24 protein-coding genes are annotated in these 22,961 nt (G+C 60.0%); 13 read left to right on the plus strand and 11 right to left on the minus strand.

The genetic code is table 11. The annotated features are described in order from the left end of the window. Window positions 1-265 precede the first annotated feature (265 nt). The gene (locus BM399_RS03805) at window positions 266-691 is read left to right on the plus strand and encodes a Fur family transcriptional regulator (RefSeq protein WP_092866253.1); all 426 of its coding nucleotides are present in this window, start codon (window positions 266-268) and stop codon (window positions 689-691) included. A gap of 40 nt (window positions 692-731) precedes the next feature. Here the strand turns inward: BM399_RS03805 and BM399_RS03810 are convergent, their stop codons facing one another. From BM399_RS03810 to lgt, 5 genes are all read right to left on the minus strand, one after another. Then, window positions 732-1,667 (minus strand): ribose-phosphate pyrophosphokinase, encoded by a 936-nt coding sequence (locus BM399_RS03810; RefSeq protein WP_092866256.1) that lies wholly within the window; start codon window positions 1,665-1,667, stop codon window positions 732-734. Between the two features lie 176 nt (window positions 1,668-1,843). Next, a complete protein-coding gene (locus BM399_RS03815; RefSeq protein ID WP_244531051.1) occupies window positions 1,844-2,791 on the minus strand; it encodes a hypothetical protein in 948 nt (315 codons plus the stop codon). 323 nt (window positions 2,792-3,114) lie between these two features. Next, window positions 3,115-3,903: a peptidoglycan editing factor PgeF gene (gene pgeF, locus BM399_RS03820; protein ID WP_092864430.1), complete on the minus strand. Its 789-nt coding sequence runs from the start codon at window positions 3,901-3,903 to the stop codon at window positions 3,115-3,117. Between the two features lie 33 nt (window positions 3,904-3,936). Next, a complete protein-coding gene (locus BM399_RS03825; RefSeq protein WP_244531052.1) occupies window positions 3,937-5,076 on the minus strand; it encodes a class I SAM-dependent methyltransferase in 1,140 nt (379 codons plus the stop codon). Beyond that, window positions 5,073-5,912: a prolipoprotein diacylglyceryl transferase gene (gene lgt, locus BM399_RS03830; protein WP_092866262.1), complete on the minus strand. Its 840-nt coding sequence runs from the start codon at window positions 5,910-5,912 to the stop codon at window positions 5,073-5,075. Before lgt ends, BM399_RS03825 begins: the two co-directional genes overlap by 4 nt. A 195-nt stretch (window positions 5,913-6,107) precedes the next feature. Between lgt and BM399_RS03835 the strand changes: the two genes are divergently transcribed. The 3 genes from BM399_RS03835 to proC all read left to right on the plus strand — a co-directional run bounded on the left by BM399_RS03835 (window position 6,108) and on the right by proC (window position 8,071). Next, entirely contained in the window at window positions 6,108-6,386 is a 279-nt protein-coding gene (locus BM399_RS03835) for an accessory factor UbiK family protein (protein ID WP_092864433.1), read from the plus strand. Window positions 6,387-6,696: 310 nt separating this feature from the next. Beyond that, window positions 6,697-7,194, plus strand: coding sequence for a type III secretion system chaperone family protein (locus tag BM399_RS03840; protein ID WP_045836910.1), 498 nt, complete (start codon window positions 6,697-6,699; stop codon window positions 7,192-7,194). 49 nt (window positions 7,195-7,243) lie between these two features. Then, window positions 7,244-8,071, plus strand: coding sequence for a pyrroline-5-carboxylate reductase (gene proC / locus BM399_RS03845; protein WP_092864436.1), 828 nt, complete (start codon window positions 7,244-7,246; stop codon window positions 8,069-8,071). A gap of 256 nt (window positions 8,072-8,327) precedes the next feature. Here proC and BM399_RS03850 read toward each other — a convergent pair whose 3' ends face one another. The 3 genes from BM399_RS03850 to BM399_RS03860 form a co-directional block, all read right to left on the minus strand. Next, the gene (locus tag BM399_RS03850) at window positions 8,328-9,740 is read right to left on the minus strand and encodes an ATP-binding protein (RefSeq protein ID WP_092864439.1); all 1,413 of its coding nucleotides are present in this window, start codon (window positions 9,738-9,740) and stop codon (window positions 8,328-8,330) included. 69 nt (window positions 9,741-9,809) lie between these two features. Next, window positions 9,810-10,526: a response regulator gene (locus tag BM399_RS03855; RefSeq protein WP_092864442.1), complete on the minus strand. Its 717-nt coding sequence runs from the start codon at window positions 10,524-10,526 to the stop codon at window positions 9,810-9,812. Further along, entirely contained in the window at window positions 10,523-11,104 is a 582-nt protein-coding gene (locus tag BM399_RS03860; protein ID WP_092864445.1) for a MarR family winged helix-turn-helix transcriptional regulator, read from the minus strand. Before BM399_RS03860 ends, BM399_RS03855 begins: the two co-directional genes overlap by 4 nt. Window positions 11,105-11,304: 200 nt before the next feature. Here BM399_RS03860 and BM399_RS03865 point away from each other — a divergent pair, with 200 nt between their 5' ends. Then, a complete protein-coding gene (locus tag BM399_RS03865; RefSeq protein ID WP_092864448.1) occupies window positions 11,305-12,201 on the plus strand; it encodes a branched-chain amino acid aminotransferase in 897 nt (298 codons plus the stop codon). A gap of 392 nt (window positions 12,202-12,593) precedes the next feature. On the opposite strand, the gene BM399_RS03870 is transcribed toward BM399_RS03865, so the two are convergent. Next, entirely contained in the window at window positions 12,594-12,941 is a 348-nt protein-coding gene (locus BM399_RS03870) for a hypothetical protein (RefSeq protein ID WP_092864451.1), read from the minus strand. A gap of 414 nt (window positions 12,942-13,355) precedes the next feature. On the opposite strand from BM399_RS03870, the gene arfB reads away from it, so the two are divergent. The 4 genes from arfB (at window position 13,356) to BM399_RS03890 (ending at window position 16,665) form a co-directional block, all read left to right on the plus strand. Next, a complete protein-coding gene (gene arfB / locus BM399_RS03875; protein ID WP_092864454.1) occupies window positions 13,356-13,775 on the plus strand; it encodes an alternative ribosome rescue aminoacyl-tRNA hydrolase ArfB in 420 nt (139 codons plus the stop codon). 171 nt (window positions 13,776-13,946) lie between these two features. Further along, entirely contained in the window at window positions 13,947-14,948 is a 1,002-nt protein-coding gene (locus BM399_RS03880; RefSeq protein WP_092864457.1) for a glycosyltransferase family 2 protein, read from the plus strand. 60 nt (window positions 14,949-15,008) lie between these two features. Continuing rightward, a complete protein-coding gene (locus BM399_RS03885) occupies window positions 15,009-16,004 on the plus strand; it encodes a glycosyltransferase family 2 protein (RefSeq protein WP_092864460.1) in 996 nt (331 codons plus the stop codon). 49 nt (window positions 16,005-16,053) lie between these two features. After that, window positions 16,054-16,665, plus strand: coding sequence for a class I SAM-dependent DNA methyltransferase (locus BM399_RS03890; protein WP_092864463.1), 612 nt, complete (start codon window positions 16,054-16,056; stop codon window positions 16,663-16,665). A gap of 54 nt (window positions 16,666-16,719) precedes the next feature. On the opposite strand, the gene BM399_RS03895 is transcribed toward BM399_RS03890, so the two are convergent. Further along, on the minus strand, window positions 16,720-17,604 hold the full coding sequence (locus tag BM399_RS03895) for a hypothetical protein (RefSeq protein WP_143111321.1): 885 nt from the start codon (window positions 17,602-17,604) through the stop codon (window positions 16,720-16,722). 45 nt (window positions 17,605-17,649) lie between these two features. After that, window positions 17,650-18,729, minus strand: coding sequence for a GlxA family transcriptional regulator (locus BM399_RS03900; protein WP_177228036.1), 1,080 nt, complete (start codon window positions 18,727-18,729; stop codon window positions 17,650-17,652). Between the two features lie 379 nt (window positions 18,730-19,108). Between BM399_RS03900 and BM399_RS03905 the strand changes: the two genes are divergently transcribed. The 4 genes from BM399_RS03905 (at window position 19,109) to BM399_RS03920 (ending at window position 22,897) form a co-directional block, all read left to right on the plus strand. Further along, on the plus strand, window positions 19,109-20,134 hold the full coding sequence (locus tag BM399_RS03905; protein ID WP_092864473.1) for an aromatic ring-hydroxylating oxygenase subunit alpha: 1,026 nt from the start codon (window positions 19,109-19,111) through the stop codon (window positions 20,132-20,134). Window positions 20,135-20,193: 59 nt separating this feature from the next. Continuing rightward, a complete protein-coding gene (locus BM399_RS03910; protein WP_092864476.1) occupies window positions 20,194-21,150 on the plus strand; it encodes a PDR/VanB family oxidoreductase in 957 nt (318 codons plus the stop codon). Between the two features lie 135 nt (window positions 21,151-21,285). Further along, window positions 21,286-21,471, plus strand: coding sequence for a hypothetical protein (locus BM399_RS03915; protein WP_092864479.1), 186 nt, complete (start codon window positions 21,286-21,288; stop codon window positions 21,469-21,471). A gap of 1 nt (window position 21,472) precedes the next feature. After that, window positions 21,473-22,897 (plus strand): purine-cytosine permease family protein, encoded by a 1,425-nt coding sequence (locus BM399_RS03920; protein ID WP_092864483.1) that lies wholly within the window; start codon window positions 21,473-21,475, stop codon window positions 22,895-22,897. Window positions 22,898-22,961 lie beyond the last annotated feature (64 nt).

Consider the following 22,961-nt stretch of genomic DNA (forward strand, 5'->3'; position numbering starts at 1 on the left):
CCAATAAGCCGCGTACCGGCCTCCAAGGGTGCCGGGCGGCGTCTCAGGAAGGTCTTCATGAGATGGGGCGTGTATACCCGTGGTTTGGCACCCGCGCAACGGGCCAAAGATGGGCGATTGAGCCCATACAACGGATCTGGCAACGGGATCTGGCAACGGATCGGGCGCGCTGGAAAGTTGCCGCGAAAATCAGCATATTAACGGCGAAATTGGCTGACCGTCGATTTGTTGTCCGATGAAGGCCGGAACGGAGAAGCCCGGAGCGATGGCCAAAAAGCCTACGAAACGCCGCAGCGCGGCCGATCAGGACAAGATCATTGTCGAGGCGCTCAGGGGCGTCGGACGGCCTCTCAGCGCGTATGAGCTGATCGAGGAGGTTCGCGGCAAGGGCGTCAGCGCGCCGCCAACGGTTTACCGGGCGCTGCAGCGGCTCATCGAGGATGGCCTCGCCCACCGGCTCGAAAGCCTTAACGCCTTCGTCGCGTGCGATCATCCGCACCATCACGGCAAGGCGGTGTTCGCCATTTGCGACGCGTGCGGCTCGGTGAAGGAATTCGATAACCCGGCTGCCGTCAAAAGCCTGCAGGCCTGGGCGGGCAAGAACGATTTCAAGATCCGGTCGATGACGATGGAGATCCGCGGCCGCTGCGGGGACTGCAGCACGGATACGGCTGCGGAGGGCAACGGCTGACACTCAATGAGCAGAGGGTGGCAATGAGCAGAGGGTGGCGTCAGTAGAAGAGGCTCGACACGCTTTCTTCGCGGCTCGTTCTCAGGATGGCTTCGCCGATGAGCGGAGCAATCGAGATCACCCGGATATTCTTCGCGGCCCGGACGGCTTCGGTCGGAAGTATCGAGTCGGTGATGACGAGCGATTTCAGGCGTGAATTTTGAATGCGGCTGACGGCGCCGCCTGAGAGCACGGCGTGCGAGATGTAGGCCGACACTTCCGTCGCGCCGTTCTTCAGCAGGGCTTCCGCGGCGTTGACGAGCGTTCCGCCGGAATCGATGATGTCGTCGATGAGGACGCATCGTTTGCCGTCGACTTCGCCGATGACGTTCATCACTTCGCTTTCGCCGGGACGTTCGCGCCGTTTATCGCAAATGGCGATCGGCGCTCCGATGCGCTTGGCGAGGGCTCTAGCGCGAACGACGCCGCCGACGTCAGGTGAGACGACGACAACATCGTCGGTATTGCCGAAGTTCTCTTCGATATCGCGCGTCATGACGGGTGCGGCGAAGAGGTTATCGGTTGGAATATCGAAGAAGCCCTGGATCTGTCCGGCATGGAGATCAAGCGTCAGAACGCGATCGGCGCCGGCTCGTTCGATGAGGTTCGCGACAAGTTTCGCGGAAATGGGTGTTCGGGGGCCGGGCTTGCGATCTTGGCGCGCGTAGCCGAAGTAGGGGATGACGGCTGTGATCCTTCGTGCCGACGAACGCTTGAGCGCATCGAGCAGGATCAACAACTCCATCAGGTTGTCGTTAGCCGGAAACGACGTCGACTGGATGACGAAGACATCCTGGCCTCGGACATTCTCCTGGATCTCGACGAAGATCTCCATGTCCGCGAAGCGCTTCACTTGGCCTTTGGCCATTGGAAGCTTGAGATATGAGCAGATAGCGTCGGCTAGCGGCCGGTTACTGTTTCCCGCGACGATCTTCACGCCCAGCTTTCCCCGGCCATCCAAACTTCGAGCGTCGACCTTGGTATCAAAAGGCATTTGCGCTCCAGAAGCCTCTTATGCGCGGGCTTGTAGCAATTGGGCCCGGACGATTCAACCGTCCGGGCCCAAAGATGTCATCGATATGTAGCTTCGAGCGTATATCGCGCACAGTTTGCTTAATCGGTGCTTTTCGCCGGCAAGAGCTTGATAATCCCTTGTGCTGCCGCGGCTGCGGCGGCATCGGCCGTCTTGCCCCAGGAGCCGTCGAGCGAGCCCTGCGGTACTTCGTTCTTCTGCGACACAGTGCCGAGCTTCTTGCCCGTCGGGTCGATCACGTTCCAATCGATCTGGATGGGCTGCTTGCCATCTTTGCTCTGCCCCATCGCGACCTTGCCTTCGACCTTGTAGGCCTGGGCGTTCGACACGTTGGAAAGAGCCAAGCCGTTTTTGGTCAGCTCGCGCTGGATGGCGGTCGTCAGCGTGGAACTCCCGTCGCCCGGTGCGCCGGTTACCATCGGCACGATAGCGGTGATCGGTCCGGACGTCGTGATGCTGCCCGTCGTCGGCGCGATCGGTGTGTTCGGTGCCGTCGGATACGACGGGCTTGGCGCTGGGCCTGCATCGTTCGAGGCGACGGTTGTTGGTGGCGTGCCGGCGGAAGGCGGTTTGGTGTTCGCCGCGACCGGGATGCTTGCGCTCGTCGCGAGCCAGCTCGCAATCTGCTTCGACGTCTTGTCGGCAATGCTCTGCACGACGGGCGGCGTGACGGCGGACCACGGGTCCTTACCGGCTCCGGCGATGACTTCTTCACCTGTTATGCGGTGAACGCGCTTACCGGCCTGGTCCGTGATGTCCCAGATGTAGGAGATCTTGGCCTTCGTCTTTTCGCGGGCCGCTACGATGTAGCCCCGCACGACGTATTCGCTGGTGGCGTTGGCGGCGGTTGCAACCTGGACGCCGTTGTGGCCGATCGACGACGCAAGCTGCGATTGCAGATCGCGGGCGACGTTGTCGGGCGAGCCGATGACGGGCGCGATCTGAATTTTGGCCATCTGCGCGGCGGCCGGGGTTGCAGGCGGAAGCGTCAGCGAAGCTTGAGGCGTGTTGCCGCCACCGCTCAACATGTTTGATGCCGACTCGCAGCCGCCCAGTCCCATTGTGGCGACAGCGGCCAGGAGCACTGGTCCGATCACCCCTAGACGCGTTCTGCGCTCACGCGCACGTGCAAACCAAAAGGTCGTCAATGGACGTCCCCCCTTATCCAACCGCGACTTCCCGGCGGCCGGAAAACGCTACTCGCGCGGCCTGAACTCCCCTGAAAACTACCGGAACTGACCCTATCCCTGTAGATCAGCCTTTAACTGCCAGTCCAGATGGCAGCCCGGTGAAACTGTTGTCAGGTCGTCAAACGTTACCCTTGCCGAGGCATTGGCTGTGGATTGTGCAGTTACGCCACGACGATGGCGGAGATTTGTCGGCCATAGTCCGGCTCCCCACGAAGAGTTTTACGCCGGTAGCTGTAGAAAAGCGATTCGTTCTCGCAGGTGCAGAGCCCTAAGTTTTCAATATTGCTAATGCCGGCATTAGCTAAGCGGCTCACGACGAAGCCCGGAAGATCGAAGTGGGGGCGGCCGGTTTTCGGATTTCGTTGGAAGAAAGCGCCATTCGCGGGATCGCGAGCGAGGAATGCCGCTTCGAACTCGGGGCCGACCTCATAGGACGACTGGCTAATGCACGGCCCGACGGCCGCCGAGATGCGCTCACGGCGAGCACCCAGACGTTCCATCTCGCGAACAGCGCTGTCGACGATGCCATCGACGGCTCCGCGCCAACCCGCATGGGCGGCGGCGACGACGCCCGCCTCACCGTCCGCGAGAAGTACAGGGGCACAGTCGGCCGTCAGCACGCCGATGACGAGACCCGGCGTTCTGGAGATGACGGCGTCGGCGCGCGGAAGCGCGTCGCGTGATGGCGGCGCCGTGACTTCCAGGGCAGTCGTGCCATGTTCCTGGTAGAGCGTGATCACGCCGCCGCCGAATTTGTCGTCGCCGGCGCCGAGATGCCGTCCGATCATCCTGCGGTTTTCGAGAACGAGAGCCTGGTCGTCGTTCGAGCCGAGCCCACAGTTGAGGCCCGCATAGATTCCGTTCGATACGCCGCCAATGCGCGTGAAGAAGCCGTGGCGAATGCCGGCGACCTTGCCGAGGTTCGGCGCTTCGACGGGTTTGAGCGTCATGATCGTGCGGCCTTCATTGCCGAGGTTCCGACATCACGTTGATCCTGGGGTTTCGGACGTCACGCGCGAGGCGCTAAACCCGGGGAGCGAGGGCAGTCCGGGCGAACGGGCCGCGAGCACCTTGAAGCGCGAACCCATACCATTCGGTGCGAGCAGCCGGGCGACACCTGTTTCGATCTCGATCGCTCGCGCCGGGTTTGCGGACATCAACCGCGATGCTCTCTCGACGATGCCGAGGGAGCCGAGAAATTCGGCCTGCGTCACCGGCCCATCGAGAACGAGGCCGGCGCGATGCAGTGTCGACGCGAGATCGTAGAAATTGACGTGCACCGTGAGGTCGGCTTCGCCGGGCGACGTCAAAGGCGATTCATAAGCGTGGCCGCGAACGGCCTGCAGCGTGTCGCCGGCGGCTGGCGTCGTGTGACCGTAGTCGATCATCAGAAACGCGACGGGTCCGCGCTCGGCGAGCGCTTTCAATGCTTCGGCGAGTTGATCGAGGCGCTGGGATTCGATGACCGTTCCGGGCGGCGCGTTCGGCAGAAGGGCTTCGAACGCTTCGTGCGGACAGTTTTTGTCGATGCCCGCGAATTGCAGTTCACCCGACTTGTCGAGCGTGACGCCGCGAATGTGCCAACCGGCCTCCGTCTTGACCCACTGGGCCACGGGCCAGGCATCAAGGAACTCGTTGGCGAAGATGATGGCGGGCGGATTGAACTCGTCCAGCTCGCGGCCCCAACTCAGCACGCTGCTGAAATCGGCGAGTGTAGCGGCTTGGATCTCGGTGAGGGCGTCGCTGCCTTCCACCAGATGCACGCGGGCGACGTTTGCAAAGCCCGGAACGATACGCGCGGCGCGGAGCACGTCGCGCATCATGGTGCCGCGTCCTGGGCCATATTCGACAAGCGTGACGGGATTGGGCGCGCCGAGCACGCCCTGCCAAACGACGCCGGCCCATACGCCGATCAACTCGCCGAAGACCTGACTGATGTCGGCGGCGGTGATGAAGTCGCCGGCGGCGCCAAAGACGGGCTGCGTGCGATAGTAGCCGTAGTCCACGTCCCAGAGGCAGCGGGACATATAGGTCTGAACCGTCATCGGCCCGTCGCGGCGAATGCTCTCCTTGATCCGCCGGGACAGCGGCGTATCGCGACGCAATCCAGTATCTCCGATCACACGGCTGCCTTTCCGGGAGTGTTCGTCCGGTTCGCTGTCCAGATCATATAGATGCCGAGCGCCAGCATGGGCAGGCAATAGACCTGGCCTGCGGTGAAGGGACCGACGTTCAGGATATGACCGACTTCGGGCTCGCGGAAGAACTCGCAGATGCTGCGCGCGATCGCGTACCAGACGAGCCAGAGGCCGGTCACGAGACCCGGACGCTTCAACGCGAACAGATGATGGGTTGCGAACCTCAAGATGATGAACATCACGAGGCCTTCGAGCAGAGCCTCATAGAGCTGGCTCGGATGGCGCGGGCTTTCTCCGCCGTTCGGAAACACCATGCCGACGTAGGCGTCCGTTACGCGGCCCCAATGCTCCGAGTTGATGAAATTGGCGGTGCGGCCGAAGAAGATCCCGATGGGCGACGCGGCGCAGCAGAGGTCCATCACGGATCGGGCGCTGACGTTATAGACGCGTCCGAATAGCCAGAGCAGCAATGCGGACGCGATGAACGCGCCGTGGAAGCTCATCCCGCCTTTCCAGACTTTGATGATCTCGGCCGGGTTCGCAAAGTAGAAGTCGGGGTCGTAGAGCAGAACCTGTCCGAGGCGGCCGCCGATGATGACCGCTGCCGTCATAAAGAGCAAAAGGTCGTCAACGCGCTCCAGGGTTATCGGGGGCTTGTCGCCGCGCCAGAGCTTGGGCGTCGAGACCAGGCGGCGGATATAGAGCCAGCCGAGCAGAAGGCCCGACATGTAGGCCAGGCCATACCATTTGACAGAGAAGGGGCCGAATTCGATCGCGACGGGGTCGATGTCAGGGAAGGTCAGCAGGGCGAGGGGTGTCATCGGCGCTCCGGGCGGCATTTCGCGATTGGCCGTGTCGAGGCGCTAAGAAAGCCCCAGTTCACAGGGTTGTTTGGGAACCCCTGGGCAAAGTCAAGCGGCCATCGTTTGCCCGCGACGGCGGCTCGCCCTGCTCGAGCTTGCGGCCATGGGCGGCAATCGCCATAACTTATAAACACCCTCAATTCCGAGACCCCAATGACCCAGACAACTAACAGACTCTTCGACGACTTTGCCAAGCTCATGACAGACGCCGCGGGTGCGGCGGATGGCTTGAAAAAAGAGACGGAAGCGCTTTTTCGCGCTCAGGCCGAAAAGTTTCTGCGCGAAATGAGTGTCGTGACGCGGGAAGACTTCGAGGCGGTGCGCGAGATGGCCCAGAAAGCGCGCCAGGAAAACGAAGCGCTGGCGGCGCGCGTCTTGGCACTTGAAGCGCAGGTCGCGCAGCTTTCACTCCAAGGCACCTCGACCGTTTGAGGTGCTCCATTTGATGCCGGGCGTTCGAAACCGAGCGTTCTCTCCACGTTCGAAACGCGGTGCTCGAAGCATCCACAGGTTAAGCGGCTTTTCACCAGCTAACGACGCTGAGCCGCCTTCCCGACCCCGGCGCGCCCGGGCTTTGCCACTTTGATCGTGGACAAGGTTTGCGCGCCGGTCGGGTCAGCTTGCGACTCGTATGGGCGTCTGGTTTTGTCCGGCGCAGCACTAAGCGGCGCGATTGAATTGAGTGTTTTGCGTCGTTCGTTAGGCCATCCCGGCGCGCGGCAGACTTGGAGAGCGATATCAAATGGCAGTTGCGGAACAGGGTTCTGACCGCGTTCTCAATCCGATCGATCTCATTGAACAGCTTGCGCAGAGCCACGATTGGCCCTGCGAACGGGCGAGCGATGAAGAGCTGACGCTCATCGTCGCCGGAACGTGGGCTGATTATCATATCTCGATCAATTGGCGCGACGATCTCGAAGCTTTGCATCTCGCTTGCGCGTTCGATTTCCGCGTTCCTTCCAACCGTCTGACCGAAATGTATCGCCTGATCGCACAGATCAACGAGCAGCTTTGGCTCGGTCACTTCGATCTGTGGACGCAGGAAGGCCTCGTGATGTTCCGTCATGCGCTGCTGCTCAACGGCACGGTTGCGACGGTCCGCCAGTGCGAAGCGATGCTGAAGGCGGCGCTCGAAGGCTGCGAGCGCTACTATCAAGCCTTCCAGTTCGTTGTGTGGGCGGGTAAGGAGAGCAAGGAAGCCCTGGTTTCGACGATGTTCGAGACGCAGGGACAGGCTTAAGCCGGGCGCCATTCCAGGGTTCGGCGGTCTTCGCCGAGGAAATCCCAGAATGTCGTTGAATTTGAATGGTTCGGTGGTGCTTGCAGGCGCCGGCAAGATGGGCGCCGCCCTGCTCGAAGGCTGGCTCGACCGGGGACTGGATCCCGCGAGCATTGTCATCCAAGAGCCAAATCTCTCAGGCGCTGCGCAAGATCTCGCGAGCAAGCATGGCATCAAGGCGGTGGCTGATCTGGCCCCGCTCGATACGCCTCCGGCCGTCATCGTCGTCGCGGTCAAGCCGCAGGCGATGGACGACGTTTTTCCCGGACTCGCGAAAATCGCCGGACCGGAGACTGTCGTCGTTTCGATCGCCGCCGGTAAAACGCTCGCAAGCTTCGAGCGCCATCTTCCGCCCGGCAGCGCTGTCGTCCGGGCGATGCCCAATACGCCGGCCGCGATCGGCCGCGGCATTACCGGGGCCGTCGCGAACGTCCATGCGACAGCGGCACAGAAGCAGGCTTGCGAGAGCCTTCTCGGCGCGGTGGGGCCGGTCGTCTGGGTTGGCGACGAAAGCCTCATCGATGCCGTAACGGCCGTATCGGGTTCGGGACCGGCTTACGTCTTCCTTCTGGCTGAGGCGCTCGCCGAGGCGGGTGTGGCTGCCGGGCTCGATCAGGCGACGGCGGTGCAGCTTGCGCGGGCGACCCTCTCAGGATCAGGCGAACTGCTCAATCAATCTCCTCTCGATGCCGAAACGCTGAGGCGCAACGTGACGTCGCCCGGCGGCACGACAGCGGCTGCTCTCGCGGTCCTGATGCGAGAGGGCAGCGGTCTCAAGGAACTGATGACGGAAGCGGTGCTCGCCGCAAAAAAGCGCGGCCGCGAACTTGGACGTTGACCGGGGCTGGGATTGTCGGTCTCGGTTTTGGTTCGCGGCCACTAAGCGCATCCCGAATGGGCTGGCAGCCCACGGCGCTCGGGATTGTCGGTACCGGTGACTGCAGGCTTGGAGGACACCTTGCCAAAGTCGACGGGTTTGGCCCCCGGATCCGATGGCCAGAGAGTGTAACACCATAACATAACGGTCAAATCACAATGGCGTGTGCTTAACGCCTAACATATTCAAACCACAGAGATATTTTGGGGATTTTTTCCTATTTCGGCAGGGAAATAATCGCGCGCAGGCCGCCCATTGAACTTTCGCCGAGAGCGACTTCACCACCGTGGCTCTTGGCGATATCGCGGGCGATCACGAGGCCAAGTCCGCTGTTGCCTTCGTCCTGATTGCGGGCGTGATCGAGACGGTAGAACGGACGGAAGACGTTTTCGCGTTCTTCCTCGGGGATGCCGGGGCCGTCGTCGTCGACCTCGATGCGCACCCAGCGGCCTTCAGGCGCGACGCGGATGATGATGCGGTCGCCGAAACGCGCGGCATTCGTGACGAGGTTCATGATCGCGCGCTTCAGGGCCTGCCGTTTCAGCGGCAGGATGATGTCGCCTTTGCTTTTGCGGATCTTGAGATCGATCGTGCAGGCATAGATCGAAGCGTCGTCGACGATTTCCTCCAGCAGCTCCTTGAGGTTCGTCGGCTTGGCTTCCTCGCCGCCGTCGCCCTTGGCGAATGCCAGATAATCTTCGAGCATGTGCTGCATTTCGTCGACGTCGCTCGAGAGTGCGCGCGTCTCCGGCGTATCGTCGAGCAGAGCCAGCTCGAGCTTGAAGCGCGTCAGCACCGTTCGCAAGTCATGGCTGACGCCCGCGAGCATCGTGGTGCGCTGTTCGACGTGCTGCTTGATGCGGTCGCGCATTTGCAGAAAGGCGAGGGCGGCTTGGCGCACTTCGCGCGCGCCGCGCGGCCTGAAGTCTTCCGGGATGCCGCGGCCTTTGCCGAACGCGTCGGCAGCATCGGCGAGCCGCAGAATTGGCCTGATCTGATTGCGCAGAAAGAGAATAGCGACGGTCAGCAGGATGACGGAGGAGCCGACCATCCAAAGCAGAAAGATATGAGAGTTCGACGCGTAGGTCTGGCTGCGGGTCGCGACGAACCGCAGAATGGCATCGTCGAGCTTGACGCGGATTTCGACGTTCTGATCGCCGACGGTATTGATCCAGAACGGCAGCTGGACATGCTTGCGCAACTCATTGGAGAGCGCGCGGTCGAGCAGCCGGAAGAACGGCTTCGGCCCTGGCGGAGGCAGATCACCGTTCGGAAGAACTTCCATCGCCAAGTTGAGACGATCGCGCGCGAGATCGATGATTTTTTGAGGGCCGTCCGATTTCGGCAGATCCTCATAGACCTCGATCAGCGCCGCGATGTCACGAGCTGTCGCTTCCGACAGCCGGCGCGTCACGGCCTGCCAATGGCGTTCCATGAATGCGAACGCAATGACGCCTTCGAGGACGACGATCGGTGTGATGATGATCAGCAGCGCCCGGGCGTAAAGGCCCTTCGGGAGCATCTCGGCGCCGATGTTGAGCAGTCCCACGACGTACGGGTGCTCGCGGAAACGACGATACCGCGAGGCACTGCTTCCGGCATCCGGTGTCGTTTCGGGCACAACTGCCATTCGTGAGATTTTCCGCCGTTCGCGTGTCCGGAGGGACCCCCGTCATCGCGGTCACTTCGTGTAGTGGGATCAGTCGGTATAGAGAATATAGCCCTTGCCTCTTACCGTCTGCAGGTAGACGGGGTTCGATGGGTCGGCCTCGATCTTGCGCCGCAGGCGATTGATTTGCACGTCGATCGCGCGTTCGCTTCCCGTGCTGTCATCGCTCGAGAGTTCATGACGGGGGACGGCGACGCCAATGCGCTGAGAGAAGAGCCTCAACAGATCCCGCTCGCGCTCGGTGAGCTTGATCGCTTCGTCGTCGCGTTTCAATTCACCGCGGGCAATGCTGAAAACGCAGCCGCCCATGCGGATCTCGTCGCGCGGGGCGGACTGCATCTGGCCTCTGCGAAGAATATTGCGAAGGCGGAGCAGCAACTCGCGAGGATCGAATGGTTTCGAGACGTAATCGTCGACGCCAGCTTCGAGGCCGGAAATCCGGTCTTGAGCTTCGGCGAGGGCCGTCAACATGCATATCGGGACCGGGCGCGTCAGCTTGAGATCGCGTGCGAGGGAAAGGCCGCTTTCGCCGGGCATCATCACGTCGAGAAGCACGAGATCGAATGCCAAGCCCCGCATGAATGCGCGTGCTGCTGCGGCGTCGGCTGCCTCTGTCACGCGGAAACCGTTACTCGATAGAAAGCGGCCGAGAAGTCCTCTGATCTTTTGATCGTCGTCTACGACCAGTATGTGCGGGGCGTTGTCCGCCAAAGGCTCGGCTCGATCCTGGGCCATCAGGGCTCTCATGTGTTGCAATCGGGTGCAGCTTCCGACGTGTCAGCGCGCTGACCCTTGATGAGGGTTTCTACCTGGGGCCGGTTTTTCTCAGTGATCATCCCAAAGAGAAAATTTCTCGCAAGAGCATCAGCGCCAGGGCCGAGGTTCGCGAGCGCCCCCTCGATGCGTTTGGCCTGAATTTGTGTCAGTTTATCGTTCAGCCGCGCGCCCTTGGCTGAGAGGTATAGCCGCCGTTCGCGCCGATCCTCGTTTCCGGCCTTCTGTATGATGAATCCCTCATCGACCAGCTGCTTGAGCACGCGCGCCAGCGACTGCTTGGTGATTTTCAAAATATCCAGCAATTCCGCGACCTTCAGGCCCGGAATGCGGTGCACGAAATGCAAGACGCGGTGGTGAGCGCGGCCGAAGCCGTACTGAGCCAGGATTGCATCCGGGTCGCACGTAAAATCACGATAGGCAAAATAGAAAAGCTCTATGTACCCGATCAGATCGACGAGTGAAGAAGGCCGGTCATCTGCCGCCGCCACGGGGGAATGCCCAGTTGCGCCAAGGTGTTCGGAGGGGCCTTCTGACGTTATGTCAGCCATGTTGACTTATTGGCCTCGATTGTATTCTGTTGCAAGCCAAAATGCTGGCTCGTCCCGGCAGGTCTCTGCTTCTGCGCATGGCGCACTGAAAACGCACGTCCAAGGGCGTCTTCAGCCTGCCAAGCCCCCAGCCTCTCGAGACGCCCGACAGAACCCGGCACCCGGTAACTATAAAAAGCCCAGGAAGGAATTGGACTGGTATGGCCGACCTCATCCCCTATCACGATCGCGACGGGCTCATTTGGATCGACGGAACCCTCGTCAACTGGCGCGATGTGAAGGTGCACCTTCTGACGCACGCGCTCCATTATGCGAGCTCGGTGTTCGAGGGCGAGCGCGCGTATGGCGGTGAGATCTTCAAGCTCACCGAGCACAGCGAACGCCTGGTCGAAAGCGCCCGGATCCTCGATTTCGAGATTCCTTACTCGGTCGCCGAGATCGATCAGGCCTGCCGCGATGTCATCGCCGCAAACAAGCTCTCCGATTGTTACGTTCGACCGATTGCCTGGCGCGGCAGCGAGCAGATGGGCGTTTCAGCGCAACAGGCGAAAATTCATCTCGCGGTCGCGGCGTGGGATTGGGGTTCCTATTTCCCCATGGAGCAGCGCCTCAAGGGCATTCGCATCACCAACGCCGTCTATCGCCGGCCCGATCCCGCCTGCGCGCCTTCGAGGGCTAAGGCCGCAGGTCTCTACATGATCTGCACCATCGAGAAACACCGCGCCGAACGTGCCGGATACTCGGACGCGTTGATGCTCGATTGGCGCGGCCGCGTCGCCGAATGCACCGGCGCCAACATCTTCTTCGTGAAGGATGGCGTGGTGCATACGCCGGAGGCCGATTGCTTTCTCAACGGCATTACGCGCCGCACCGTCATCGATCTTGCGAAAGCGCGCGGCATCACCGTCGTCGAACGCGTGATCATGCCGGAAGAGCTCGGCTCGTTCTCCGAGTGCTTCATCACCGGCACGGCGGCGGAAGTCACGCCGGTTTCTGAGATCGGCGAGCACAAATACAAGCCCGGTTCCATCTCCGAAACTCTTCTCAATGACTATATGGAACTGGTGAAGCCGAAGAAGCGCGTCGCTGCGGAATAGGCGCTTATTACGGAGTTTCCGGCTTGCGCCGAGTCGCGCACAGGGTGATGCTTGTGCTTTGCGGCTTGAACTTGTCCGGTACTTCAAATGGCGAGAGCATTACTTGTCTTCGCTGTACTGATCACCGCGTTTTGCGGTTCGGACGCCGCCTTGGCTCAGGGCCCAGGCGGCGTTCCCGGTATTCAGCTCGATTGTCAATCGATTTTGACCTGCAACTTTAGACGCAACCGCGGTTGGCGAGGGTGCCTGTCATCCTATTCCTGCCGGAAATGCGAATTCGTTCCCGGGCCTTGTCCTGGTGGCGGCCCGAGACGGCGAATTTGCGATCGGATGGTTTGCGATTGGGCGGGAAGCTAGGTGCTTCTTGTCGTTTCTCGTCTATCGGCTCTTGTCTATCGGCTGGCCGGGCGACCGTTCAGGTCCGGCGCGGCGGGACGCGGTGCATGATCTTTGGCAGGCGAGTTGCGCAACATGAGAGGCGCACAGATGGCAAACAAGAATGCGGCGATGGTGACGAACAGTGCGCCTACTGCCATCGGCGACAGTGAGACGCCCGACCAATAGGCGATCAACTCGACCACGACGCACCAGAAAAGGGCAGGGGCGATCGACGCAATCGCAAGCCCAATGAACCGCGCGGAAGGGCGCCAATGCGCCTCACGAACGGCGGTATCGGTGGACGAAATCACAGCTGTCGTGGCAGATCGCATGGCGGCGTGCTCGACCTTTCGTCGTTTCATTCACTAAAATTCAGTGACCCCCCGATGGGCGTCCGGAATTCTTCGGTAACTCAATGACGCTAAGCGGCGACGCTAAAGACTCGGTAAACGCAATTGCTCGAATGCGAACTAACGGTACCGAATCGATATTGCACCGGGCTTACGCTTTTGCGAGAAATTGGTTCCCCCCTCAGCAAAGTTAACAACGTTTCGAATCGCCGAAGCGACTTACGACTGTTCAGCGGGGAATCGATCTATGGCAACCGGCCATTCTGTCGGTTGCCCGAAAGCCTGTGGGTATCGTGAGCATTAGACCGGCATTTCGGGCGCGGTTTGCGCTCGAAGGGGCGGGTGATACATCTCGCCGAGCATAATCGACCGTCGCCGGAAAACCGGTCAGGAACAGGGTCGACTTAGGAATAGGGCTGACGAGCCATGCGCGTGACGGACGCCATCGAGATCGCAGAATCGGAACTCGAGGAACGGTTCGTGCGGGCGTCGGGCCCAGGCGGACAGAACGTCAACAAGGTCTCGACAGCGGTGGAGCTGCGTTTCGATCTCCGGGCCAACACATCCATTCCTGATTATGCGCGTGACAAGCTGAAACGCCTCGCCGGGCGCCGTTTGACGCTCGAAGGGATCATCGTTATTCAGGCCGATCGCTTTCGCAGTCAGGAACAGAACAGAGCCGATGCGCGATCGCGGCTCATCGAACTCATCGAGACGTCGCTGGAACGCCCGAAGCTCAGGATCAAGACGAAGCCTTCCCGCGGCGCGCGAGAAGAGCGGATCAAGGCCAAGACCGTGCGCGGGCGGGTCAAGAAGATGCGCAGCCAGAAAGTCGATTTCGACTGATCGGTTTAGAATCGCGCAATGCAGATGAAGCTCTGCGCGCCGTTCTTTTCCCGCGAATGTCCCCAATAGTTGTGCTCTAGCACAGCCGATTTAGCCATTACCCTCGGTGGTACGCTTGTGCCAACCATATGCCGGAGATATATTCCTGGCGGGTATAAAGGGTGGGGCTCAATGCACGGTATCGGTGTTGGCGAACCCTCCGGGGTCAGGCTGGTCCGCGAGAAGTGGCATAAGCCCCTCGTTTCGGTCGTTGTCACATACCGCAATTACTCGGCCTACGTGGAGGGCGCGCTGCGATCCCTCCTAGATCAGACGCACAAAAATTGGGAATGCGTCGTTGTCGATGACGCATCGGATTCTCCGCATCGGGAACGGCTTACCAGTATCGTCGGCGAGTTGAATGACAGCCGGATAAAGATCCATCAGCTCAGCGAAAATGTGGGGCAGGTGCCATCCTTTTTCGCAGGCGTTGAGCAGACGACCGGCAATTTCATCTGCTTGCTTGATCCCGACGACAGATATGCCGAGACCTTTCTGGAAGAAGCGCTTGGCGCCCATTTGAACGTCGGCGTCATGTGCCCGATCGTTTCAACCGAACAGTTCCTAATGACCGAACGCGGGGTTATTGGAAGTGGTTTGAGGGGTGACCTCTATACGGCTGGGATGCGGCCCTACGGAAAATATCTCGAAGCGCGCAAACCCGAAAAGCCGAGGATCCTGTTCGTCTGGGCGTCAATACCAGGGTGGCATTGGACGTCCTCGTCAGCGATGATGTTCCGGCGAGCTGCACTGAAGTACCTCAAGCCGAATAGGAAGCTTGTCTACAAGGGCTGCGCGGACGGCTACCTGGCCCAGGGAGCTCATGCGTTAGGGGGGACCTTATTCCTCCAGAAACCACTCGTTTACCGCATGCTTCACGCATCAAATGCATGGATCGATGCTGACATTTATGCATCGGGACAGGATATGCAGCGCAAGGGTGCGCACCGTTGGAGCGAGCAAGCATTTACAGATGCGATCGAGGCGATCAGACACAATGGGCTACCGGAGTTCAGACGCGATCCGCCGAAAGAGCCTGCACCCCCTCCAAAGAAAATTGAGGTCCCACAACAGCGTGGGATGCGCCGGCATTTAGAGCGGTGGCGAAAGTCCATCCGCAAGCGTGTAGCTTAGCCCGCGGCGGGATTGTCGCCGCGATTAAACCTGAGGCTGAATTCAAGCCTACGAGGGTCAATGCAAGTCATCGAATTCGATGAAGCGTCGAGTGGGCTGGACCGCGCGAAGTGGGAAAATCCGCTGGTTTCGGTCATCGTCACGCACCACAATTATTCGGACCACCTCCGAGACGCTATACTCTCTATCCTCGATCAAACTCATGAGAATTGGGAATGCGTCGTTGTCGATGACGGATCGGATGCTGCGCATCGGGTCGCGGCAATCAAAATCGTCGCCGGGATAAACGACAGCCGGGTGACGATTCGTACGCTTGGCGAAAATGTGGGGCAAATCCCGGCCTTCTTCGCAGGCGTTGAGCAGACAACGGGCGATTTCGTCTGCTTGCTTGATCCCGACGACAGGTACGCCGAGGCGTTTCTGGAAGAGGCGCTCGCCGCGCATTTGGGCGCCGGCGTCATGTGCCCGATCGTTTCAACCGATCAATACCTGACGTCCGAACGTGGAATAATTGGAATGGGTGTGAGGGGCGACATCTATGCCGCTGGGATGCAGCGTTATGGAAATTATCTCGAAGTTCGCGACCCCGAAGAGCCGGGCCTTCTATATATCAAGGCGACAACACCCGGGTGGCATTGGACATCCACGTCATCGATGATGTTCCGGCGAGCTGTCCTGAAGTACCTCAAGCCCAACAGGAGGCTCGCCTATAAGGATTGCGCAGACGGCTACCTGGCCCAGGGAGCCCATGCCTTAGGGGGCAGCTTGTTCCTCCAGAAGGCGCTCGTTTACCGCACGCTTCATGACGCAAATGCATGGATCGATACTGAGATCTACTCGTCATTTCAGGACAAACAGCGCAAGGGCGCGAAACAATCGTCTCCGCAAGCATATCATGATGTGATCGAGGCGATCAGACACAATGGGCTGCCGGACTTCAGACGCGATCCGCCGAAAGAGCCCGCACCCGCTCCGAAGAAAAGTGAGGTCCCACAGCGTGGGATGCGCCGGCATTTAGACCGGTGGCACCGGTCAATCCGCAAGCGGGTTCCGTAAGCGGCACCGGCATATCGGATCGTGAAGTTGGGCCCATCCAGGAAATCCGATGACTGACCTTTCCGACCGCATCATCACTCATTACGAACGCCACGCGCTGGCTTGGGATGCCGATCGCCGCAACGCGGGGTGGAATGACAAACGGTGGCTCGATCAATTTGTCGGGGCTCTTCCGCACGGCGCAGCGATACTTGATCTCGGTTGCGGCGCGGGCGTGCCGATCGCGCGCCATCTCGCCGAGGCTGGGTTCCGCGTGACGGGGGTCGATGCTTCGCCGACCTTCATCTCCTTATGTCGAAGCCGCATGCCCGACCAGGAATGGATCGTTGCCGACATGCGATCCATCTCGCTCGGCAAACGCTTCGACGGCGTCCTCGCCTGGGACAGCTTCTTTCATCTCAAGCCCGACGATCAACGCAAGATGTTCCCGCTGTTCGCGGAGCACGCGTCGGCGCCGGCGCTGCTGATGTTCAATACGGGGCCGGCTTATGGAGAGGCGATTGGTTCCTATCGCGGCGATCCGCTTTATCATGCCAGCCTCGACGCCGCCGAGTACCGGGCATTGCTTGCGGCCGCGGGCTTCGAGGTCATCGCTCACGCGGTTGAAGATCCGCTAGCCGGCGGCCGTACGGCGTGGCTCGCGCGATCAGCGGCGACCTAGTCTTGTCCGTCCGAGCGAGGACCGACTTTGTCCAAGTGCAAAAACTTCGATGATTCAAGCAGTGTGAGTGGTCGCGAGAGACGGGCTAGAGCCGGATCTGTTCTCCCTCAGTTTCGCAGACTCCGACCGCCACAGCGACTCGATCTTCCAGGCGTGCCCGTCCGGATCGCGGGCGAAGACTTGGCCCCCAGCGATGTTCAAGACCCAGTTGCAATTCAGCTTTTGTCCTTCGAGCCAGGGAAGCGTCGACAGCTCGATGACATAGTCTTTCGATGCAGCATCTCTCTCAGCGTATGAGAACTCGCAATCGAGCATTTCGCGGATCGGCGCGAGGTCATTGCCCAGCCGACGTGCTATATCGACGAGCGGGAGCTGCTGTGTAATGGCGCGACGCCGGCTTCTGGCTCGCACCGCATGGTTGCCCACCACATAGAGGCACTCGATGGCGTCGTTGGCGACCTTCATAAGATGGATCGCAAATGGCGGCTTCATCTCGAGCAGGCGCCAGTCCTCCTCGTACGCACCGCTTGGTGCGTATTCCATCATCACGCTTCCATTGTCTTTCCACTCGAGCCAGCCTGGTTCTGGAAAACTGACGACCGGCTGAAAGCGAAAGAGATCGAGCGAAATTGGCCAGATCGCCGTTGGGTAGGGCGTTCCCGCCGGATCGAACAGGGTCGTCGCGGCAAAGCAGTCCTGTTCGGCCAAGGCCAACAGTTCGTCCCGGGTGCAGCTCGCGAGCCCTGTGCGGTGGCGCATATCGGGACGATCCGCTGAAATGCGAATGTCGGCGACGCCGGATGCCGTTTGAAGCCAGAGGACACGTGTTGTGCGGTCCACCGTTCCGTTCTTGAAGACGATGTTGTGCCTTTTCCAGCAGCCGATGAGCTGCTCCGGCACCGTCCGCTTGCCGGTTTCTGTTCCTTCAACGAGTGACATGCAAGCCATTCCAGGGCTCTCCTCTGTATTCGTCTCGGCGCGCGTTCAGGATACGCGGGTGCCCTTCAAGGTCGATCGCGGCTCTCGCTTCGCGGCGCCGCTGGCAACTGCCTCGACGGATTGTGCGCGACGCGTCATTCGATTTTTCAGAAGCACCGCGGGCGCGATCTTATTGCCGTGTTTCCTGCGATATTCGCGCGGAGAGAGCCCGGTCAGATCGGCGAAGGCGCGCGAGAACGACGCACCGGAACTAAATCCGCAGGCGCACGAAATCTCGGTGATGGAAAGGCCGCTGAACAAGAGCAGCGAGCAGCTGTGGTTGATGCGCTCCCGCATGTAGAAAAGCTGTGGCGAAGATCCGAGCACATTCCGCCAAAGGACCTCGAGAGATCTCGTCGATACGCCGACCTTTTCCGCGATGGCCGGAATGCTGAGCGGCGCTTCGATATGGGATCGCATTATGTCGACCGCCTTCTGAACGCGCCGATCGTTGTTTCCTTCGACTGTGTTTCGCGTGCTGCGCTGAGACAAGCGCGGAGATCGCGGCGAGTGGGAGATCAATTCCGCAGAAAGCGCCTCCGCGAATTCCGCACCGAGTATCTCGCCAATGTACTCGACCATGGTGTCGACCGTCGAAAGATGGCCGGGATATGTGAGGAAGTCGCCATCCCGGATCCATAGCTGATCGACGAATTCTACCGCGGGATAGCTCTCACGTGCCGCAAGCATCAGATCGACGTGGCATGTTGCGATCCTGCCGTCCAATAAACCCGCGCTTGCGAGAAGGAGCGGCGCCTGATCGGCGGCTGCGATGAGCGTTGATGTCTTTGCGAGCTTCCTGACCGCGCTATGGATAACAGGGATCAGCGCAGGATCCGGATTGATGTGGGAGAGGACGATGGAAAGGGCACACTCGCCGGAGAGATTAAGTGTGGCTGTCGGCATGATCGCCCGGCCGTTCGCCAGGGTAACATTCTGATCGTCAATTGTCAGAATATCGACGCAGAACAGGCTCTTGTTGAGAAGTCCATTGGCAACGCGGAACAATTCCTGGTGGAGTGTCAGATCGAGTTCCGTCGAGCCTGGGAGAACCAGAACTCTGACCTGATAGGCAGCGGCTAGCATCGGATGCATCTTCTGGCCGCTGCTCGGAGGCAGCTCGTTTACGGCACAACCAGGTGTCTTTCGGTGCTCCACCAGACCTCCCCCATCATTGCCGAAATTGAGCGGCTCTGAAGCTGCGGTTCAACTCGTGCGTCCTGAGACGTGCGGGATCAGCCGCGTACTCAGATTAAAATGATGAGCGCGCGCGTACTTGTCATATGGCGCATCTCCGCTGCGCATTATGGCAAGCTCGCCTCAGGACCTCAACCTATCTTGACATCCAGAGCAGCGGAGTTTCGCAGACACTCTGCAGCTTTCGGCGAGCCTTTCATTCGGAGACGCCGGTGCGAACTCAGACGAATGCAATGGTTTAAAAAAGCACGGATCGGGAGATTTAACAGTGAGCCGCTATTCCAAAGCCGCACTGCAACAGGCCTATCACCACTGTTGGTTTGTCGTCGCTCGCAGCCAGGATATCTCAAAACCAAAGGCTGCTGTTCTCTTGGGGCGCGATCTCGTTGTTTTTCGCGACAAGGACGGTCAGGCTCGCGTGACCGATCGATATTGCGTGCACCGCGGAGGAGATCTGGCGGGCGGCGAGGTGTGCGATTCCGGTGTTCGTTGTCCCTATCACGGTTGGACGTTCGACGGCGGCAGCGGAAAATGCACCGGAATTCCGGCGCTTCCAGATGCTTCGAAGTTCCCGCCAAATGCGCCGGCCATTCGAGCATATCCAGTGATCGAACGCTTCGCGCATATATGGACGTGCCTCGAAGAACCGATGTTCGATCTTCCGAATCCTCCGGAAATCCAAAATCTGGAGCTCGACTGGCGCGCGGCAGCGCCCATTCCGATGGATATCGGCTTCATGGCCGCCACTGAAAATTTCAACGATATGGCGCACTTTGCTTTCGTGCACGCGGGATCGATGGGTAACGTCAGCCCGATCGTCGATTCCATGCAGATCCATCGTAGCGGCCGCGAAGTTTCGACGACCATCTTCTATCCGCGAGTGGAAGGGTCCGAGTTCTCCTCGATGGGCGACTCGTGGATGCACTATCATGTCTACGCGCCCGGCCTCGCGACCATTCTCTACGACTACGGTGAAGGCGGGCATCGCTACTTGGTCGACTTTCCGTCTCCGGTCGGGCCCGAGAAGTGCATCGTATATTGGGGCAGCGCGACATGCTCCGACTTCAAGCACGGAACAGCGGACGACATTCTCGCGCTCGAAACAAAGGTCTTCGAGGAGGATACGCCGATCGTCAGCAAGATCGTGCCGAAAGAAGTGCCGCTCGACGGCCGCGTGCGCGAGTTCTCCTGCTCGGCGGATATCGTGACGCTCAACTATCGCCGTGCGGTGATGGATGTCGTCGACAAAATCCAAGAGCGATTTGGCTATGTGCAGAGCGAGGCCGCCGAATAGGCGGTCTCGAAACTATCCGCAATTCAACTGTGCGATCGGCACGGCTCGTGGATTTCAAGATGTCAGACACTGACCTTCGGCTTCGCGTCGACTGCCTGCGGCGCGAGGCAAATCAGGTGATCTCGTTGACTTTGACCGATCCAAAGGGAGGGCGTCTCCCGGATTGGGAGCCCGGAGCGCACATCAAGCTTCGCCTACCCTCTGGCCTGATGCGGCAATACTCGCTTTACGCCAGAGGGAGCGATGGTTCGCAGTACAGAATAGCCGTCAAGGAAGCGGAGGGCGGACGCGGAGGATCTCGCGAGATTCACTCCAGACTCAAGTTAGGTGACGTTCTGAACGTCAGCCCGCCCGTCAATCATTTTAGGCTCGAGCCGGGCCAAGACTATATTTTCATTGCAGGCGGTATCGGCATCACGCCGATCCTGCCGATGGCCGAGGCGGTCAGCGACCGAAGCTCATGGCATCTCTACTATGCCGGCAAGTCCCTCGCATCGATGGGATTGCTCGATGAAGTCCGCCGGCTGCCGCAGGCGAATGTCACGCTTGCCCCAGCTGAGATCGGGAAGCTGAACATCGGAGAAATCGTAAGGCAAGCAAAGCCCGGCGCACAAATCTACTGCTGCGGGCCCAATCGTATGCTCGACGAACTCGCAGCCTTGTGCGGCGAGCGCCACGACATCGCGCTGCGCGTCGAGCGCTTTGCAGCTTCGACATCTGCGGCCCCGGTCAATGGTGGTGCTTCGGATAAGCCTTTCGAGGTGGTGATGAAGCGCTCGGGACGCCGCATCGTCATTCCTGCCGGATCAACCATTCTGACGGAGCTTCTGAATGTCGATCCGTCCGTTCCCCACTCCTGCTGCCAAGGAATCTGCGGCGTTTGCGAAACGAAGGTTATCGAGGGCGTCGTTGATCACCGCGATACGCTGCTCACGGAGGAGGAACGGCAGACGAAGAATACGATGATGATCTGCTGCTCGCGCGCGCGAAGCGACGTGCTCGTTTTGGATATCTGACACCAATCGCGACGAAGGGAGGCGAGCCGCCGAAAAAATGACGACTGATGCAATAGAGCGCCAGTGGCGCGATCTCGCTTAAAGGGGTCTCCGACGTGCTGTCCTAAAAAAACTAAAAATTCAGGGAGGGTGCCAATGAAGGAATCTGTAGTCCACGAAAGTGAAATCCAGAAAGAGTTGAACCGCCGGCTCGATATCGTTCTCCGGGACGGATACCAAGATCCTGCCAGAGCCGACATTTCCCGGTGGGAATTGGTGCTCTGGTTCAGTTTTGCGATACTCATCGCTGCGATCACAGCTGTCATCCGGACGGGGGTTTGACATGGCTGGATCCGCAACGAATTTTACGGGCGCCAGTTCTGCCTTCGGCACGCTCCCGGTTCTAAAAGAAGAACGTCAGCTCGGACTATTGGACCACTCTTGGGTCAACATCGGAATCGCGGTCGCCACCTGGGCCTTTCTCCTCGGTGGAACGACTGCGATGTTCGTCGGTGCGCGCGATGGCATCGCGGCCATCATTATCGGCAACGTCATCGGCGTCGCGATCGTGTCGGTGAGTGTTTGCCTCGGCACGAGCAAATACGGCGTCGAACAATTTACGTTTGCGCGCAGCGTTTTCGGGCGTGCAGGCGTGCTGATGCTCGTGTGCATCTTTCTCGCGATCTACGGTGTCGGCTGGTCGTCCGTCTTGGCGATCATGTTCGGCCGCGCGATCAGCGAGGTCACGAACAGCACGGCCGGAACGACCATAGGTCCGAACGATCTCGGGGTGACGGCATTCGCGATCATCGCCATCGCGGTTTCCTGGGTGCTTCTCTGGAAAGGGCCGACTGCGGTCAAATGGTTGAACCGGATCGTGGGGCCCGGAAAACTCGCGCTCTGCGCGGGTATCTTGATACTTCTCTTCGCCGAGAAATCATGGAGCGCCATCGCTGCTGCGGCCCCGCTGCAGCCGTTCGACGATCCGAGCACGAATTTCATGGTCGCGGTCGAGATCAATCTTGCCGCGAGTTTCGGATGGTGGCCGATCCTCGGCAATATCGCTCGCTTCACCAAGACGCCGCGTGCAGCATTGTGGCCGAATATCACCGGCATCTTCGCGGCAGCGGTCGTCGGCGAGGTGATCGGACTGCTGGCGGCGCTGAGTCTCGGCAATTTCGATCCCACGGCTTGGATGATCCCGCTCGGCGGAATGACCATCGGCGTCATCGCGCTGCTGTTCATCGGCTTGGCGAACATCACTGCGATCGTCAGCATCTTCTACGGAATGTGCCTCGCGATGCGACAGGCGGGAGGGCGGCGCTTCGAGAACATCCCTTGGGGTGTCTTGACGGGCGCCCTCTTCATTCCGGTGATCATCGTCTCGTTCTTCCCAGCCCAGATCTACGACAATTTCTTCGTATTTCTTGCGTGGACTGCGCTCGGCTTCGCGCCTCTCTCCGGCGTTACGGCGGTCGATTACATCCTGTTGCGGCGAGGGCAGGTGAACTCACGCGACCTTTACCGCGACGAGCCTGGAACAGACTACGCGTTCTGGGGCGGAGTTAACTGGATCGCTTTCATCGCGCTCATCGTCGGCGGGCTCGTCTACTACGCGCTCTTCAACCCGCTGTCGCTCACCGCACACAACGCCCTGTTCAATGTGATCAGTGCGTCGGTCCCGTCATGCATCGCGGCGGGATTGGTCCACTATGTCTTGACCAAGAGTTTGTTGCGGCCGGGCGGAAGAGGTGGATACGCCGCGTAACGTTGCAAAGCGCCGGCCATTGTGCCGGCGCTTTTTTTTGATTTTCAAAGCCGCTCGCATTTTC

Source organism: Hyphomicrobium facile, assembly GCF_900116175.1.
Taxonomy (GTDB): Bacteria; Pseudomonadota; Alphaproteobacteria; order Rhizobiales; family Hyphomicrobiaceae; genus Hyphomicrobium_B; species Hyphomicrobium_B facile.

What these genes read in the sequence shown, in the direction of transcription:
- BM399_RS03805 (WP_092866253.1), top strand. Translation starts at nt 266, where the DNA reads ATGGCCAAAAAGCCTACGAAACGCCGCAGCGCGGCCGATCAGGACAAG.
- BM399_RS03815 (WP_244531051.1), bottom strand. Translation starts at nt 2,791, where the DNA reads ATGTTGAGCGGTGGCGGCAACACGCCTCAAGCTTCGCTGACGCTTCCG.
- pgeF (WP_092864430.1), bottom strand. Translation starts at nt 3,903, where the DNA reads ATGACGCTCAAACCCGTCGAAGCGCCGAACCTCGGCAAGGTCGCCGGC.
- lgt (WP_092866262.1), bottom strand. Translation starts at nt 5,912, where the DNA reads ATGACACCCCTCGCCCTGCTGACCTTCCCTGACATCGACCCCGTCGCG.
- BM399_RS03835 (WP_092864433.1), top strand. Translation starts at nt 6,108, where the DNA reads ATGACCCAGACAACTAACAGACTCTTCGACGACTTTGCCAAGCTCATG.
- BM399_RS03840 (WP_045836910.1), top strand. Translation starts at nt 6,697, where the DNA reads ATGGCAGTTGCGGAACAGGGTTCTGACCGCGTTCTCAATCCGATCGAT.
- proC (WP_092864436.1), top strand. Translation starts at nt 7,244, where the DNA reads ATGTCGTTGAATTTGAATGGTTCGGTGGTGCTTGCAGGCGCCGGCAAG.
- BM399_RS03850 (WP_092864439.1), bottom strand. Translation starts at nt 9,740, where the DNA reads ATGGCAGTTGTGCCCGAAACGACACCGGATGCCGGAAGCAGTGCCTCG.
- BM399_RS03855 (WP_092864442.1), bottom strand. Translation starts at nt 10,526, where the DNA reads ATGAGAGCCCTGATGGCCCAGGATCGAGCCGAGCCTTTGGCGGACAAC.
- BM399_RS03860 (WP_092864445.1), bottom strand. Translation starts at nt 11,104, where the DNA reads ATGGCTGACATAACGTCAGAAGGCCCCTCCGAACACCTTGGCGCAACT.
- BM399_RS03865 (WP_092864448.1), top strand. Translation starts at nt 11,305, where the DNA reads ATGGCCGACCTCATCCCCTATCACGATCGCGACGGGCTCATTTGGATC.
- BM399_RS03870 (WP_092864451.1), bottom strand. Translation starts at nt 12,941, where the DNA reads ATGAAACGACGAAAGGTCGAGCACGCCGCCATGCGATCTGCCACGACA.
- arfB (WP_092864454.1), top strand. Translation starts at nt 13,356, where the DNA reads ATGCGCGTGACGGACGCCATCGAGATCGCAGAATCGGAACTCGAGGAA.
- BM399_RS03880 (WP_092864457.1), top strand. Translation starts at nt 13,947, where the DNA reads ATGCACGGTATCGGTGTTGGCGAACCCTCCGGGGTCAGGCTGGTCCGC.
- BM399_RS03885 (WP_092864460.1), top strand. Translation starts at nt 15,009, where the DNA reads ATGCAAGTCATCGAATTCGATGAAGCGTCGAGTGGGCTGGACCGCGCG.
- BM399_RS03890 (WP_092864463.1), top strand. Translation starts at nt 16,054, where the DNA reads ATGACTGACCTTTCCGACCGCATCATCACTCATTACGAACGCCACGCG.
- BM399_RS03895 (WP_143111321.1), bottom strand. Translation starts at nt 17,604, where the DNA reads ATGTCACTCGTTGAAGGAACAGAAACCGGCAAGCGGACGGTGCCGGAG.
- BM399_RS03900 (WP_177228036.1), bottom strand. Translation starts at nt 18,729, where the DNA reads ATGCTAGCCGCTGCCTATCAGGTCAGAGTTCTGGTTCTCCCAGGCTCG.
- BM399_RS03910 (WP_092864476.1), top strand. Translation starts at nt 20,194, where the DNA reads ATGTCAGACACTGACCTTCGGCTTCGCGTCGACTGCCTGCGGCGCGAG.
- BM399_RS03915 (WP_092864479.1), top strand. Translation starts at nt 21,286, where the DNA reads ATGAAGGAATCTGTAGTCCACGAAAGTGAAATCCAGAAAGAGTTGAAC.
- BM399_RS03920 (WP_092864483.1), top strand. Translation starts at nt 21,473, where the DNA reads ATGGCTGGATCCGCAACGAATTTTACGGGCGCCAGTTCTGCCTTCGGC.